The sequence below is a fragment of the Kluyvera chengduensis genome, assembly GCF_044197065.1.
Taxonomy (GTDB): Bacteria; Pseudomonadota; Gammaproteobacteria; order Enterobacterales; family Enterobacteriaceae; genus Kluyvera; species Kluyvera ascorbata_C.
On the sequence record NZ_JBIQOI010000002.1, the window covers coordinates 222,495 to 237,820 of the forward strand.

Annotated in this window: 15 protein-coding genes; 9 read left to right on the top strand and 6 right to left on the bottom strand. The window is 58.2% G+C overall.

Going from position 1 to position 15,326, the window contains the following annotated elements; translation table 11 throughout:
* Positions 1–4: 4 nt before the first annotated feature.
* From pspD to pspA, 4 genes are read right to left on the bottom strand one after another with little or no spacing between them, the layout of a single operon-like run.
* On the bottom strand, positions 5–223 hold the full coding sequence (gene pspD, locus ACH1XZ_RS06700) for a phage shock protein PspD (protein ID WP_395594898.1): 219 nt from the start codon (positions 221–223) through the stop codon (positions 5–7).
* Between the two features lie 14 nt (positions 224–237).
* On the bottom strand, positions 238–597 hold the full coding sequence (gene pspC / locus ACH1XZ_RS06705; RefSeq protein WP_123650504.1) for an envelope stress response membrane protein PspC: 360 nt from the start codon (positions 595–597) through the stop codon (positions 238–240).
* Complete coding sequence (pspB, locus tag ACH1XZ_RS06710) at positions 594–818, bottom strand: envelope stress response membrane protein PspB (RefSeq protein WP_035894063.1); 225 nt, start codon at positions 816–818, stop codon at positions 594–596. Before pspB ends, pspC begins: the two co-directional genes overlap by 4 nt.
* Before the next feature lie 52 nt (positions 819–870).
* Positions 871–1,539, bottom strand: coding sequence for a phage shock protein PspA (pspA, locus tag ACH1XZ_RS06715; protein WP_395594899.1), 669 nt, complete (start codon positions 1,537–1,539; stop codon positions 871–873).
* A 167-nt stretch (positions 1,540–1,706) separates the two neighbouring features.
* Between pspA and pspF the strand changes: the two genes are divergently transcribed.
* Entirely contained in the window at positions 1,707–2,681 is a 975-nt protein-coding gene (pspF, locus tag ACH1XZ_RS06720) for a phage shock protein operon transcriptional activator (protein ID WP_312656100.1), read from the top strand.
* On the opposite strand, the gene ACH1XZ_RS06725 is transcribed toward pspF, so the two are convergent.
* Together ACH1XZ_RS06725 and ACH1XZ_RS06730 are read right to left on the bottom strand one after the other, a co-directional pair.
* The gene (locus ACH1XZ_RS06725) at positions 2,672–4,063 is read right to left on the bottom strand and encodes an MFS transporter (RefSeq protein ID WP_395594900.1); all 1,392 of its coding nucleotides are present in this window, start codon (positions 4,061–4,063) and stop codon (positions 2,672–2,674) included. The genes pspF and ACH1XZ_RS06725 overlap by 10 nt on opposite strands.
* 25 nt (positions 4,064–4,088) lie before the next feature.
* Positions 4,089–5,261: a M20 aminoacylase family protein gene (locus ACH1XZ_RS06730; protein WP_395594901.1), complete on the bottom strand. Its 1,173-nt coding sequence runs from the start codon at positions 5,259–5,261 to the stop codon at positions 4,089–4,091.
* A 169-nt stretch (positions 5,262–5,430) separates the two neighbouring features.
* Between ACH1XZ_RS06730 and ACH1XZ_RS06735 the strand changes: the two genes are divergently transcribed.
* The 8 genes from ACH1XZ_RS06735 to ACH1XZ_RS06770 all read left to right on the top strand — a co-directional run bounded on the left by ACH1XZ_RS06735 (position 5,431) and on the right by ACH1XZ_RS06770 (position 15,313).
* The gene (locus tag ACH1XZ_RS06735) at positions 5,431–7,734 is read left to right on the top strand and encodes a helix-turn-helix domain-containing protein (RefSeq protein WP_395594902.1); all 2,304 of its coding nucleotides are present in this window, start codon (positions 5,431–5,433) and stop codon (positions 7,732–7,734) included.
* Positions 7,735–7,824: 90 nt separating this feature from the next.
* On the top strand, positions 7,825–9,474 hold the full coding sequence (gene sapA, locus ACH1XZ_RS06740) for an ABC transporter substrate-binding protein SapA (RefSeq protein WP_395594903.1): 1,650 nt from the start codon (positions 7,825–7,827) through the stop codon (positions 9,472–9,474).
* Complete coding sequence (sapB, locus tag ACH1XZ_RS06745; protein ID WP_395594904.1) at positions 9,471–10,436, top strand: putrescine export ABC transporter permease SapB; 966 nt, start codon at positions 9,471–9,473, stop codon at positions 10,434–10,436. Before sapA ends, sapB begins: the two co-directional genes overlap by 4 nt.
* Positions 10,423–11,313, top strand: coding sequence for a putrescine export ABC transporter permease SapC (sapC, locus tag ACH1XZ_RS06750; protein WP_395594905.1), 891 nt, complete (start codon positions 10,423–10,425; stop codon positions 11,311–11,313). Before sapB ends, sapC begins: the two co-directional genes overlap by 14 nt.
* On the top strand, positions 11,313–12,305 hold the full coding sequence (sapD, locus tag ACH1XZ_RS06755) for a putrescine export ABC transporter ATP-binding protein SapD (RefSeq protein ID WP_035896321.1): 993 nt from the start codon (positions 11,313–11,315) through the stop codon (positions 12,303–12,305). The genes sapC and sapD overlap by 1 nt, the downstream gene beginning before the upstream one ends.
* A gap of 1 nt (position 12,306) precedes the next feature.
* Complete coding sequence (gene sapF, locus ACH1XZ_RS06760) at positions 12,307–13,113, top strand: putrescine export ABC transporter ATP-binding protein SapF (protein WP_395594906.1); 807 nt, start codon at positions 12,307–12,309, stop codon at positions 13,111–13,113.
* A gap of 23 nt (positions 13,114–13,136) precedes the next feature.
* Positions 13,137–13,922 carry an enoyl-ACP reductase FabI gene (gene fabI / locus ACH1XZ_RS06765; RefSeq protein ID WP_395594907.1) on the top strand — a complete coding sequence of 262 codons (786 nt, stop codon included), beginning with the start codon at positions 13,137–13,139 and terminating at the stop codon, positions 13,920–13,922.
* Between the two features lie 233 nt (positions 13,923–14,155).
* Complete coding sequence (locus ACH1XZ_RS06770; RefSeq protein ID WP_395594908.1) at positions 14,156–15,313, top strand: CMD domain-containing protein; 1,158 nt, start codon at positions 14,156–14,158, stop codon at positions 15,311–15,313.
* Positions 15,314–15,326 lie beyond the last annotated feature (13 nt).

Here is a 15,326-nt window from a genome sequence, read left to right on the forward strand (position 1 = left end):
AGCCCTATTTTGCCATGGGGAAATAACGTTTGGCGAGGCGGGATAACAGCGGCTCCAGCGCCACCGCCAGAAACATCTTCAACGGACGGCGGGCAACGGACTTTACCGCCCATCCGGCAACACCCGCCGGGCCGTAGCGCAGCGCCGTCAACAGCGCCAGCTTGCCGACGATTTTCAAACCGGGCTTCACCTTCTGGCCTGCCCGCTGCCATTGATTATTCATCAGTAACCTCTTGCTCAGAGCTGACGGAACCGGCTGCGCAAAGTAAAGGTGTCAGATGTCACGTAACGTTCCATCTCGCGCAGTCGCTGCTCACCAGCGGCTAATTCAGCATCTACCGCATCCAGCAGATCGCGGCTGGAGGGCTGATGCGGATTGTTCATCGCCCCTTCCGGCATCGGGTCGAGGGCGAAGGTCAAAATCACGTAGGCGACGACGACAAAGAAAAAGAGACCAAACAGCATCGCCAGCACGGTAATAATACGAATCAGCTTCACCGGTACGTCGAGATATTCGGCAATACCGGCACAGACCCCTTTCACCATGCCTCGCTGCGGGATACGCCACAGCTTTTTGTTAAGATCCAGCGCCATTATTTGTCCCTCCAGTTTGGATGTTCAGCATCCAGAATGGCTTCCAGCGCCTGAATACGCTCGCGCATCCGTTTCGCGTCATCGGTCAACTGCATCAGCCGTTGTTGCTCGCCCTGCGACAGCTCGCCGGAGCGGGAGCGATTGCTATAGTGAAGCCACAGCCAAATCGGCAAAACAAACAGCACAAACAACGTCAGGGGAATGCCGAGGAAAAGCGCGCTCATAGAAACTCCTTATATATTATGAGCAGCGGCACGGTCAGTGCCGCCGGAATGATTATTCGTTGTCCTGCTTCATTTTGGCTTTCAGCGCCGCCAGCTGCTCGCTGATTTCGTCATCCGCTTTCAGCTCAGCAAACTGCTGGTCCAGCGACGGCTGTTTACCAAAACGATGGCTTTCGGCTTCCGCTTCCATATGGTCGATGCGGCGTTCAAAGGATTCAAAGCGAGCCATCGCTTCATCCAGTTTACCGCTGTCCAGTTGACGACGTACATCGCGGGATGAACTCGCCGCCTGATGACGCAGCGCCAGAGACTGCTGACGAGCGCGGGTTTCGCTGAGTTTGTTCTCCAGCTCACCGATCTCTTTTTTCATCCGCGCCAGGGTTTCATCCACCAGCGTCACTTCATGTTCCAGCGTGCCGATAACATCGGTCAGCTTCTGTTTTTCAATCAGCGCCGCACGCGCCAGATCGTCTTTCTCTTTACGCAGCGCCAGTTCGGCCTTCTCCTGCCATTCAACCTGCTGCGCCTGCGCACGTTCCACGCGGCGGGACAGATCTTTCTTTTCTGCCAGCGCACGGGCAGAGGTAGAGCGCACTTCCACCAGGGTGTCTTCCATCTCCTGGATCATCAAACGAACCAGCTTCTGCGGGTCTTCCGCTTTTTCCAGCAGCGAGTTGATGTTGGCGTTCACGATGTCGGCAAAACGAGAAAAAATACCCATTGTTCAATCCTCTTAGTTCTGTGTATCGGGCTGAGCCCTGCGTAATGACTATTACAACTTCCGTGCCAACTTTTTATCTTATTGATTATCAAAGAGGTGATTGAAATTCAGCCGCTAAACGCCTACAGTAAAATGGCGAATTACACCAACATGTGGCGAATTTCATCATGGCAGATAACAAAGATACTCTCCTCGGCGAAGCGAACCGCTTTATTGAGGTGCTGGAACAGGTTTCCCGGCTGGCGCCGCTGAATAAGCCGGTGCTGATTATCGGTGAGCGCGGGACGGGCAAGGAACTTATCGCCAACCGCCTGCACTACCTCTCCTCCTGCTGGCAGGGGCCGTTTATTTCGCTTAACTGCGCGGCGCTTAATGAAAATCTGCTGGATTCCGAACTGTTCGGTCACGAAGCCGGGGCGTTTACCGGCGCGCAGAAGCGTCATCCAGGGCGTTTTGAACGCGCCGACGGCGGCACCCTGTTCCTCGATGAGCTCGCCACCGCGCCCATGCTAGTGCAGGAAAAACTGCTGCGGGTGATTGAATATGGCGAGCTGGAGCGCGTTGGCGGCAGCCAGCCGTTGCAGGTGAACGTGCGTCTGGTGTGCGCCACCAATGCGGATTTGCCCCAACTGGTCGAGGAAGGCACCTTCCGCGCCGACCTGCTCGACCGGCTGGCCTTTGACGTGGTGCTGCTGCCATCGCTGCGTGAGCGCCAGAGCGACATCATGCTGATGGCCGAGCACTTCGCCATTCAGATGTGTCGTGAACTCGGTCTGCCGCTGTTCCCTGGATTTACCGAACGCGCCCGCGAGACGCTGCTGCACTACCGCTGGCCGGGGAATATCCGTGAGCTGAAAAACGTGGTGGAGCGGTCGGTCTATCGGCACAGCTCCATCGAGGAGCCGCTGGACGACATTATTATCGACCCGTTCCGCCGCCAACCGGCGGTTCACGCTGAGCCTGCGGGGGAAAAAGCCGGTCCGTCGCTGCCGCTGGATCTGCGTCAGTTCCAATTAGAACAAGAAAAAGGCCTGTTGCAGCAAAGTCTGCAACAGGCCCGATTCAACCAAAAACAGGCTGCTGAACTGCTGGGGTTAACCTACCACCAGCTGCGCGCCTTATTGAAAAAACATCAGCTTTGACGGTGGCGCGGCAACATCACCGCGCTAACCACTATCGCCCCCAGGCACAATAAGCAGTTAAACCACAGCGCATACTGTGCCGCCTTTGCCATCCCGTGCGGTAAAAACAGCGCATAGAGCGAGGCGGTCATCGCCAGGCCAAACGCCCCGCCGAGCGAGCTGCCCATTTTGTAGACTCCGGAAGCCACGCCCACTTTATTTTCCGGCGCACTGGTGACGGCGGTATCCGTCGACGGCGTGGCGTAGCAGCCCAACCCTAAACCAAATAACACGTTGCTGAAAAAGACGGTGGCGATATAGGTCCAGGTTTCCAGGAAGGTGCAGGAAATCAGGAAAATCCCCACCATGGCGATTGCCGGGCCGCCCATCATTGGTAATCTGGCACCGTAACGTTGAAGTAGTTTTTCCCCCACCCGAATCATCAGCAGCACGGTCACCAGATAGCCGAGCGTCATCATCCCGGTTTGCAATGGGCTGAGATGTCGACCCTGTTGCAGCCAGATGCTGGTGATCATCATGGTGCCAATCGCGCCGTTGAGCATCAGGTTCGACAGCACCGCCGCACTGTAAGAACGGTTGTTGAACAACGCGAAATCGATGAGCGCCGCTTCCTTTTTGCGCAGACCGCTGCGGATAAACCAGACCATCGCCACCATGGCACCGGCCAGCATCGACAACGACAGCTCGCTGGTCCAGCCCCAGTGATGCCCTTTGGCGATAAACAGGTTAAACAGCACCAGTCCGGCCACCAGGCTCAGCAGCCCGCTTACATCGAGCTTGTGCTGTGCGGCGGTGACGCTTCGGCTTTCCGGCGTGCCACGAATCAGGAAAAACGCGGTCACGGCAGCAACGATGGAGAAGACGAAAATCCAGCGCCAGCCTAGCCCCGTAGCAATCGCCCCGCCGACAAAGGAGCACAGCCCACTACCGCCCCAGGAGCCAATCACCCAAAAGCTCACTGCGCGCTGCCGCGCCCGCCCTTCATACCAGGTTTTAATCAGCGCCAGCGTCGCCGGCATGATACAGGCGGCAGAAAGCCCCTGAACCACTCGCCCGATAAGAAACAGCACCGGACCCTGAGAAACCACCAACAGCGCGCTACCCACGATGCTCAGCGCAAGGCCGATAAGCGTCAGGCGTACCCGGCCAAACTTATCCGCCAGTCCGCCGCTGGCGACCACAAAACAGCCGCTGAACAACGCGCTGAGGCTGACCGCGAGGGTGAGCGTCTCTAGCGAAATATCGATACTACTTTTCACCACCGGAACGACGTTTATCACCGACTGGGCAAACAGCCAGAAGGTCAGAACGCTTAAAACAATCCCCGCCAGCAGTCGGTCTGTGCCGACATACTGCGCTTCAGTCAACGAAACGGTACTCATGGCTCGCCCTCAGGTTGCGCGTCACTTATGCACGCAGGTAGTGTTCCGTCAGGCCGCACCACAGCGCCGCGCCCGTCAGCAGGATATCGTCGTTAAAGTCATAGCCCGGGTTGTGGACCATGCAGCGATCCGGCTCGTCGCCCGCCCCGATGGTAAAATAGGCACCGTTGGGATTCTGTTCGAGCATAAAGGCAAAATCTTCACTTCCCATAAACGGGTTAACCGTAGCGATAGCGGCTTCGCCAAATAGCGAGGTCGCCACCTCACGCACCATCTGATTTGCCTGCGGATCGTTGCGCAGCACCGGGCTGCCGTTGACGTGCGTTAGCGTCGCCGTGGCGTTGAAACTCTCCGCCTGCGATACCGCAATATCGTGAATCCGTTGCAGCACGGTTTTCCGCACCGACTCGCTCAAGGTGCGCACCGTCAGTTTCATCTGCACTTTATCGTTGATGATGTTTGGCGCATGCCCCGCCTGAATGCTGCCCACGGTGACCACCACCGGGTCGAACGGGCTAATATTTCGCGACACGATCGTTTGCAGCGCCAGCGTGATATGACAAGCCACCACGGTCGCATCGACGGTATGCTCCGGCACTGCACCGTGACCGCCGACGCCCTGGACATCAATATGCAAGGTGTCGGACGACGCCATCATTGCCCCATCGCGCAGGCCAATTTTGCCGAGCTTCTGCCCCGGCATATTGTGCAGGCCAAAAATACGGTCGCAGGGAAATTTGGTGAACAGGCCGTCTTCCAGCATCACGCGACCGCCATACAGCAACTCTTCCGCCGGCTGAAATATCAGGTGCAACGTGCCGTTGAACGCGCGGGAACGCGCCAGATATTCGGCCGCATAAAGCAGCATGGTGGTATGGCCATCGTGACCGCAGCCGTGGAAGCTGCCGTCGGTTTCGCTGGCCCACGGCTTACCGCTGCGCTCCTGCATCGGCAGCGCGTCCATGTCCGCGCGCAGACCCAACGTTTTGCCACCGTTGCCCACTTTTAAGGTTCCCACCACGCCGGTGCCGCCGAGGCCGTAGTCCACGTCATAGCCCCAACGAGTCAACAGTTTCACCACCTCGGCGCTGGTTTTATGCTCCTGAAAACCTATCTCAGGCTGCTGGTGAAAGCGGTGGCGTAGCGCAATAAACTCCGCCTCGCGGCTCTGCAATGCTTCAACAATAGGATGTGTCATTTTTGTTATCCCTTTATGGCTCCACAGTGATAACGTCGAGTTTATGCCGCCGGGATGGCTTTAAAGTGCGGGTTTTTGTTTTATATTGACGGAAAATGAAATGACTATTTTTCATACGGTTTGGTTATGACAAAAAAGATACCGTTATTTTTTGTCTCAGGAGAACGAGATGCCGACGCAGCAAATCAGTGACTTTTCCGTGGTCGTTCAGGATGTCCGTCATCAGACTCACGAGGAGCAGCCTGCGCTGACGCTGCTGTGGGTGCTCCAGGGCGACATGACGTTGGAAACCCACAATGGCACTCGTCGCCTGCAGGACGGCGCGCTCGCTATCATCAACCCCAATCAACGCTGGCGGCTTGCCAGCGAACAACCCAATACGTTGATGACGCTGACCGTTGCCGCTCACTGGCTGACCCGGATGGACGCCCATTTTTTCGGTTTTGATTACCAGATAGCCACCCAACCGCATGCCTTGCTGGCGCATGAAGCCCGACTCTGTTCACTGATGCGCCAGTTGCTCATCACCCATCTCACCAATCACGAAACGCATTCACGGCTGGAAGCCAACCGCTGGTTGAGCGAAATCGCCCTGCTGCTGGCCACCCATTTTCAGCAGCCGCGCCAATCCAGCGCGCCGTACAGCGAAGCGGCCTGGAGCCATCGCATCCGCCAGGTGGTGGCCCGAATTGAATCGCAGTACACCCGACGGCTGTCGCTGGCCGAAATTGCCCGTGCCGAGCGAGTGTCCGAAGCCTGGCTCTCTCGCCTGTTTCATAAAGAGGTGGGGGTCAGTTTTATGCAGTTCATCACCGCACTGCGTCTTGAGAAATCCGCCGAGCTGCTGCTGACCACCGCCCTACCGGTACAGCGCATTGCCCAACAGCAGGGCTTTGCCAGCGCCCGAGTGATGAGCGACCTGTTTAAGCGTCGCCACGGCATGACGCCCCGTCAGTTTCGCCAGCAGACCACCAGCAAAAGCCGCAGCCGCCCGCGAGAAAGCCCGCCAGACCGCACGCTGCCGGTCACCGCTGAAACGCTCTACGCGCTGCTTAATCATACGGGCACGTCAGCGTGGGATAACCCGCCGCCGCTTCAGCACCACCCGCAGCCTCGGCAGATTGCGCTGAATACGCTACCCACACGACGTGTACCGCTGCGCCGTAGCGAGATGATTATTACGCTCCGTGAACTGGACGATCTGCTGCGCGACGACGTTCGTCAGTCGCTGCTGGCACTGCACGCGCAAATTCCCATCGCTGGCATTGATATTAACGAACCGTTTCTCAGCAGCCGTCTGTTCAGCGATGGCTGGGATGACCCGCAGATGGTGGGCTACGCCTGCTGGTATAACCTACAGCAGGTCTTCACGTTTCTGTCCCACATGGGCTGGCGCGTGTTGCTGCATACCAGCCTGACCACCCGGCCGGATCTGCTGCGCCAATTTTTATCCCTTGCCGCCCAACATTTTCCACCATCGGCGCTTGCCCGCTGGCAGTTCGTCTGGCACTGGTCGCCGCAGGCCAGCGCGGAGGTATGGGCACAGCAGAAAGCGGCCATTCGCGCGTTATCGCCAGACTCGTTGCTCGGTATCTGGCATCGCTTTACCACGGCCGAAGACGACATCGTTGAGGATGCCATCTTCACTTCGCCATTATTAAAAGAGGCCGATTTTCTCGCCTGTTCAGCGAACGCCAACGAGCGTTTCCAGCAGCAGTCTTTTGACGGCAGCCGACTTGCCGCCGCCGAAAATTATCCGGTAGAGAAAGTGCGCCAGATTCAGCGCGCCCTGCGACAGCATCATCTTGCGTTACCCCTATGGCTGCTGTCGTGGAACACCCTGACCGGGTCCACCCGGCGTACTAACGGCGAGTTCTTCCGCGGCGCACTGTTGATGAACAACCTGCTTGGCCTCGCCGAACAGGTGCAGTTGACCGGCTTCTGGCTCAACTCCAGTCAGCAGGGAGAGGCGCGCAGCAACGGCACCTTTGATACCTCAAGCCTGGCGCTGTACTACCATCATGGGCTTCCACGGCCTATTTTCTGGGTACTCTGGCTGTGGCACCGCTTGCGCGGGGATGTGCTGGTTAACGATAAAAATATCCTGCTGCTGCATCACCGCGGACGCTATCAACTGTTGCTCCGTAACCCGGTGGTTTTTAACCCGTGGCTCTCCAGTGAAGAGGCGTTTATTCAGCGTTTCCGCCAGCAGTATCCGGTCGCCCTTCAGCCACTACATGGCAGATGGAAAATCAAACGTCATCTGTTCGATCAGCGCAACGGCGCGCTCTTTCCGTACCTTGACGCGATTGACAGCAGCAGCGGCCCGGATGAAGAAACCTGGAGCTGGCTTGTCCATAAAACCCGACCGGCGCTCAGCGTTCGTGAGGAAAACGTTGAGGAAAACTGGCAGGTGGTAGATGCGCTGGAGAGCAATGCGCTGGTGTTATATGAGTTAACCCCACTGATTTGATGACTTTTAAAGCAGTTGCACGTAGAGATTTGTACCTGGTAGCCGTAAGTGCGATACACTTTGCAGATCAATCGAAAATATAACGAAACTATGCGCCTGAATTTGTCATCCTTCCTCGCCGCATTGGGGCTACTTTGCGGCCAGGCGATTGCCGCACCGCAACCGCTTGACTCCCCTCGCGGCGATATTCGCGACAGCGGATTTGTCTACTGCGTCAGCGGGCAGGTCAACACCTTCAACCCGCAAAAGGCGAGCAGTGGGCTTATCGTCGATACGCTGGCCGCTCAGCTTTACGATCGTCTGCTGGACGTCGACCCGTACACCTACCGACTGGTGCCTGAGCTTGCCGAAAGCTGGGAGGTGCTGGACAACGGTGCGACCTACCGCTTCCATCTGCGCAATAATGTGCAGTTCCAGACCACCCGCTGGTTTACGCCGACGCGCGCGCTGAACGCCGACGACGTTGTCTTTACTTTTGAGCGCATTTTCGACCGCAACCATCCGTGGCATAACGTCAACGGCGGCGCCTTCCCGTACTTCGACAGTCTACAGTTTGCCGATAGCGTGCAGAGCGTACGGAAGCTCGATAACCGCACCGTGGAGTTCCGTCTGACCCGTCCGGACGCGTCGTTCCTGTGGCACCTGGCGACCCACTATGCCTCCGTGATGTCCGCCGAGTACGCCAACAAACTGACCAAACAGGACCACCAGGAATGGCTCGACCGTCAGCCGGTCGGCACCGGGCCGTTCCAGCTTGATGAATATCAGGCGGGTCAGTACATCCGCCTACAGCGCCACCCGAAATTCTGGCGCGGCACGCCGCTGATGCCGCAGGTGGTGGTGGATTTAGGCTCCGGCGGTACTGGCCGTTTATCCAAGCTGCTGACCGGTGAATGTGACGTTCTGGCCTGGCCTGCCGCCAGTCAGTTGACCATTCTGCGCGACGACCCGCGCCTGCGTCTGACGCTGCGCCCCGGTATGAACATCGCTTATCTGGCGTTTAATACCGATAAGCCGCCGCTGAATAACCCCGAAGTGCGCCATGCCCTGTCGCTCGCTATTAACAACCAGCGTCTGATGCAGTCTATCTATTACGGGACAGCGGAAACGGCGGCCTCCATTTTGCCGCGCGCCTCCTGGGCTTACGATAACGAAGCTAAAATTACCGAATACAACCCGAAAGAAGCGCGTCGACGCCTTGAGGCTTTGGGCCTGCAGAAGTTGACCCTGCATCTGTGGGTACCCACCAGTTCACAAGCCTGGAACCCGAGCCCGCTGAAAACCGCCGAGCTGATTCAGGCGGATATGGCGCAGATTGGCGTCAAGGTAGTGATCGTGCCGGTTGAAGGCCGGTTTCAGGAAGCGCGGTTGATGGACATGAACCACGACCTGACGCTCTCCGGCTGGGCCACCGACAGTAATGACCCGGACAGCTTCTTCCGTCCGCTGCTGAGCTGTGCGGCTATCAACTCGCAGACCAACCTGTCCCACTGGTGTAACCGTGAATTTGACAGCGTACTGCGCCGGGCGCTGGACTCTCAACAGCTCGCGTCGCGCATTGATGCCTACGACGAAGCCCAGCAGATCCTCGCCCGCGAGCTGCCAGTGCTGCCGCTGGCGTCTTCGCTACGTTTGCAGGCCTACCGCTACGATATGAAAGGCCTGGTGCTGAGCCCGTTTGGTAACGCCTCATTTGCGGGCGTGTCGCGGGAAAAAGAAGAGAAGGTGCAGAAACCATGATTATTTTCACGCTTCGTCGCTTGTTGCTACTGCTGGTTACGCTCTTTTTCCTGACCTTTGTCGGCTTCAGCCTGAGCTATTTCACTCCGCACGCGCCGCTGCAGGGCGCCTCGCTGTGGAACGCCTGGGTGTTCTGGTTTGAAAGCGTGATGCACTGGGACTTTGGCGTCTCCAGCATCAACGGCCAGCCGATTTCCGAGCAGCTTCGGCAGGTGTTCCCGGCGACCATGGAACTGTGCATCCTGGCGTTTGGCTTCGCCCTGCTGGTCGGCATCCCTGTTGGTATGCTGGCGGGGATCACCCGCAACAAGTGGCAGGATAAAGTCATCAGCTTCTTTGCGCTGCTGGGCTTTTCCATTCCGGTATTCTGGCTGGCGCTGCTGCTGACCCTGTTCTTCTCGCTGACGCTGGGCTGGCTGCCGGTTTCCGGGCGCTTTGACCTATTGTACGAAGTGAAAAACGTTACCGGATTCGCGCTGATTGATGCCTGGCTTTCCGACTCGCCGTGGCGACACGAGATGATCATCAGCGCCCTGCGCCATATGGTGCTGCCGGTGCTGACGCTGGCGGTCGCGCCTACCACCGAAGTGGTGCGTTTGATGCGTATCAGCACCATCGCGGTGTACGACACCAACTACGTGAAAGCGGCGGCAACCCGCGGGGTTTCGCGTCTGACCATTCTGCGTCGTCACGTGCTGCATAACGCCCTGCCGCCAGTGATCCCGCGCTTGGGTCTGCAATTTTCCACCATGCTGACGCTGGCGATGATCACCGAAATGGTCTTTAGCTGGCCGGGCCTGGGGCGCTGGATGATTAACGCCATCCGCCAGCAGGACTACGCGGCGATTTCCGCCGGGGTCATGGTGATTGGCGCGCTGGTTATTATCGTCAACGTGATCTCCGATATTTTGGGTGCTATGGCTAACCCGCTGAAACATAAGGAATGGTATGCCTTACGATAGCGTCTACCTCGAGAAGCGCCCGCCGGGTGCCCTGCGCACCGTGTGGCGTAAGTTCTACGGCGATACCACCGCGATGATTGGCTTTTATGGCTGCATCGGGCTGGTACTGGTGTGCGTATTCGGCGGCTGGTTTGCCCCTTACGGCATCGACCAGCAGTTCCTCGGTTACCAGCTGCTGCCGCCATCCTGGTCGCGCTACGGCGAAGTGTCGTTCTTCCTCGGCACCGACGATCTGGGCCGCGATGTGTTAAGCCGCCTGCTAAGCGGCGCGGCGCCGACCGTTGGCGGTGCCTTTGTGGTGACGCTGGGGGCCACCGCGTTTGGCCTGCTGCTCGGCGCCTTTGCCGGGTCGACCCACGGACTGCGTTCAGCCATGCTGAACCATATTCTCGACACCCTGCTCTCTATTCCGTCGCTGCTGCTCGCGATTATCGTGGTGGCTTTTGCTGGCCCGCATCTGTCGCATGCGATGTTTGCCGTCTGGCTGGCGCTGCTTCCGCGCATGGTACGCTCGATTTACAGCATGGTTCACGATGAACTGGAGCGGGATTACGTCATTGCCGCCCGCCTCGATGGTGCTTCTACCCTGAATATTCTGTGGTTTGCCATTTTACCTAACATCGCCGCGGGCCTGGTGACCGAGATTACCCGCGCGCTGTCGATGGCGATTCTGGATATTGCCGCGCTGGGCTTCCTTGACCTCGGCGCGCAGCTTCCTTCGCCAGAATGGGGAGCGATGCTGGGCGATGCGCTGGAACTTATCTACGTTGCGCCGTGGACGGTGATGCTGCCGGGCGCAGCCATTATGATAAGCGTGCTGTTGGTTAACCTGCTGGGCGACGGTATTCGCCGCGCCATCAACGCGGGGGTGGAATAATGCCGTTACTTGATATTCGCAATTTAACCATTGAATTTAAGACTAACGAAGGCTGGGTGAAGGCCGTTGACCGCGTCAGCATGACCATGGCCGAGGGTGAAATTCGTGGTCTGGTCGGCGAGTCTGGCTCAGGCAAAAGCCTAATCGCCAAAGCCATTTGCGGCGTGACTAAAGATAACTGGCGCGTGACCGCAGACCGTATGCGCTTTGACGATATCGACCTGCTGCGCCTGTCTAACCGCGAACGTCGCAAGCTGGTCGGCCACAACGTGTCGATGATTTTCCAGGAGCCGCAGTCCTGTCTTGACCCCTCCGAGCGTATTGGCGAACAGCTGATGCAGAACATCCCCGGCTGGACCTTTAAGGGCCACTGGTGGCAACGACTAGGCTGGCGTAAGCGCCGCGCCATCGAACTGCTGCACCGCGTGGGGATTAAAGACCACAAAGACGCCATGCGCAGCTTCCCCTATGAGCTGACCGAAGGGGAATGCCAGAAGGTGATGATCGCTATCGCGCTGGCCAACCAGCCGCGTCTGCTGATTGCCGATGAGCCAACTAACGCCATGGAGCCGACCACCCAGGCGCAGATTTTCCGCCTGCTCACCGGTCTTAACCAGAACAATAACACCACCATTTTGCTTATCTCCCATGATTTGCAGATGCTGACTCACTGGGCGGATAAAATTAACGTCATGTACTGCGGGCAAACGGTGGAAAGCGCGCCGAGCGAAGAGCTGGTGACCATTCCGCACCACCCGTATACCCAGGCGCTGATCCGCGCGATCCCCGACTTTGGCCGTTCAATGCCGCATAAAAGCCGCCTGAACACGCTCTCCGGCGCGATCCCGCTGTTGGAACAACTGCCGATGGGCTGCCGTCTGGGGCCGCGTTGCCCTTATGCCCAGCGTAAATGTATTGAAACCCCGCGCCTGACGGGTGCGAAGAACCACCTGTTCGCCTGTCATTTCCCGCTGAACATGGAGAAAGAGTGAAATGGTCGAAACCTTGCTTGAAGTACGCAATCTGAGTAAGACCTTTCGCTACCGCACCGGATGGTTCCACCGTCAGACGCTGCAGGCGGTGAAGCCGCTGAGTTTTACCCTGCGCGAAAAACAGACGCTGGCGATTATTGGCGAGAACGGTTCAGGTAAATCGACGCTGGCGAAAATGCTGGCGGGCATGGTGGAACCGACCACCGGCGAGCTGCTGATTGACGACCATCCGCTGGCGTTCGGTGACTACTCGTTCCGCAGCCAGCGTATCCGCATGATCTTTCAGGATCCGAGCACCTCGTTAAACCCGCGCCAGCGTATTTCACAGATCCTCGACTTCCCGCTGCGTCTTAATACCGATCTCGAACCGGAAGCGCGGCGCAAGCAGATTATCGATACCCTGCGCCTGGTCGGCCTGCTGCCAGACCACGTCAGCTACTACCCGCACATGCTGGCACCGGGGCAAAAACAGCGTCTGGGTCTGGCCCGTGCGCTGATCCTGCGACCGAAGGTGATTATCTGCGACGAAGCGCTGGCCTCGCTGGATATGTCGATGCGTTCACAGCTGGTGAACCTGATGCTGGAGCTGCAGGAAAAACAGGGCATCTCTTATATCTACGTAACCCAGCATTTGGGCATGATGAAGCATATCAGCGACCAGGTGCTGGTGATGCACCAGGGCGAAGTGGTCGAGCGCGGCAGCACCGCCGATGTGCTGGCCTCCCCGCTGCACGATTTAACCAAGCGTCTGATTGCGGGCCACTTTGGCGAGGCGCTGACCGCAGACGCCTGGCGTAAAGACCGCTAACACTGAATAGAAGGATGAACACGATGGGTTTTCTTTCCGGTAAACGTATTCTGATTACGGGCGTGGCGAGCAAGCTTTCCATCGCCTACGGTATCGCTCAGGCAATGCAGCGCGAAGGGGCCGAGCTGGCCTTCACCTACCAGAATGACAAACTAAAAGGCCGCGTAGAGGAGTTCGCCGCTTCGCTAAATTCCAGCATCGTCCTGCCGTGCGACGTGGCAGAAGACGCGAGCATTGAATCCCTGTTCACCGAACTGGCAACAGTCTGGCCGACGTTTGACGGTTTCGTCCACTCCATCGGCTTTGCCCCGGCGGATCAGCTGGACGGCGATTACGTCAATGCGGTAACCCGCGAAGGGTTCAAAATCGCCCACGATATCAGCGCCTACAGCTTTGTGGCGATGGCAAAAGCCTGCCGCAGCATGCTGAACCCCGGCTCTGCCCTGCTGACCCTCTCCTATTTGGGGGCGGAGCGTGCGATTCCTAACTACAACGTGATGGGGCTGGCAAAAGCATCTCTGGAAGCTAACGTGCGCTATATGGCAAACGCGATGGGGCCGGAGGGCGTTCGCGTCAATGCGATTTCGGCTGGCCCGATTCGCACACTTGCCGCCTCCGGCATCAAGGATTTCCGAAAAATGCTGGCGCACTGCGAAGCGGTCACGCCGATCCGTCGCACCGTGACTATCGAAGACGTGGGTAATTCCGCTGCCTTCCTGTGCTCCAACCTTTCCGCCGGGATCACCGGGGAAGTGGTTCACGTTGATGGCGGCTTCAGCATTGCCGCGATGAACGAACTCGAACTGTAGGCCGGATAAGGCAACGCCGCCATCAGGCAATGTGCTCCGCATTGCCTGATGGCGCTCCGCTTATCAGGCCTACATTCCCCGCTTCTTACACCTCTGTTATTCCAGCCAGTTATTAATTATCACCGAACAATATTTTCTCCCTCGTCACGCATGCGCCAGGATATTTACCTATAACGATCCGGCAACCCCTCTCAACACGCGCCGGCTCGCCACCTATAGATCAAGGAATATCCATGGAGCCACGCCGCGTTTACGGCAAAAGCCACTGGTATCACGAAACCCAGTCGAGAGCCCAACATAGCGACGTGATGCCGCTGGTTCCTGAAGCCGCACACGTTGACGACCGTTTTTTACTGGATCTCACGTTACCCGATGCCCTCTACAGCGCCAATCAGCGCTGGCTACGCCTCGCCCGTACCTTTGCCCAAACCTTATTTCCGGATGTGGTCACCGTTAACCGCCTGCGTACCTTCAGCGCCTACGACCGTTTGAGCACCGCGCTCACCGTCGCGCAGGTCTCTGGCGTGCAGCGACTGTGCAACCACTACGCCGCGCGTTTAGCGCCGTTGCCAGGGCCAGATTCGTCGCGCGAGAGCAACCACCGGTTAGCGCAAATCACCCAGTATGCCCGCCAGCTTGCCAGCTCGCCGTCGGTTATCACCCCGCGCGAGCGTCAGCAACTGGATGAGGTGGGACTCACCGCGCACGATATTATTCTGATTAACCAGGTGGTCGGTTTTGTCGGCTTCCAGGCGCGTGTTATCGCCATTTTCCAGGCCCAGCTCGGTTTCCCGGTTCGCTGGATACCCGGCATGCCGGTGCAGGAAGATGCCGATGCGGACCGCTTCCAGAGCGAAAGCGCACCGTGGCATACCGACTTTGTCAACACCACACCGCATCAGGCCAACACCCCGCAGGGCGAGGCCCTGGCACGCTGGCAGCACGTACCCGAGCTAAGCGAGTTAGCCAACGCGCTGGTGACCGAGGAGACGCTGCTGGAGGGGTTGGGGGAGCTTATCGACGCCCTCGCCTTCGCACACCCACTACAACCACTGGCGTCGCTGATCCCTGCCCGCATCAACGGCAGCGCCAGTTGTTTTCACTATTACAGCGGTCAATGGCAAGGCGCGAACGGCCTGCCGGAGGCGGTGCGTAACGGTGAACGCGCCATTCAGGCCTGGAGTCACCACCATCCCTGCGAGCGCGTGGTTGCCCAGGCGACCCAGCTTTTGACCCGCGCACCAGACCGTTTTAGCGCCGCGCAGCTAACGCCCCTCGCCGAGCAGGGACTTTCCGTTCCGGATGCTATTACGCTGCTTGCCTGGAGCGCACTGTGCGGCTGGCTGAACCGTCTGCGGATAGCGCTTGGCAGCGCACAACAAGTTACGTAAAAGGGTGAAAGAG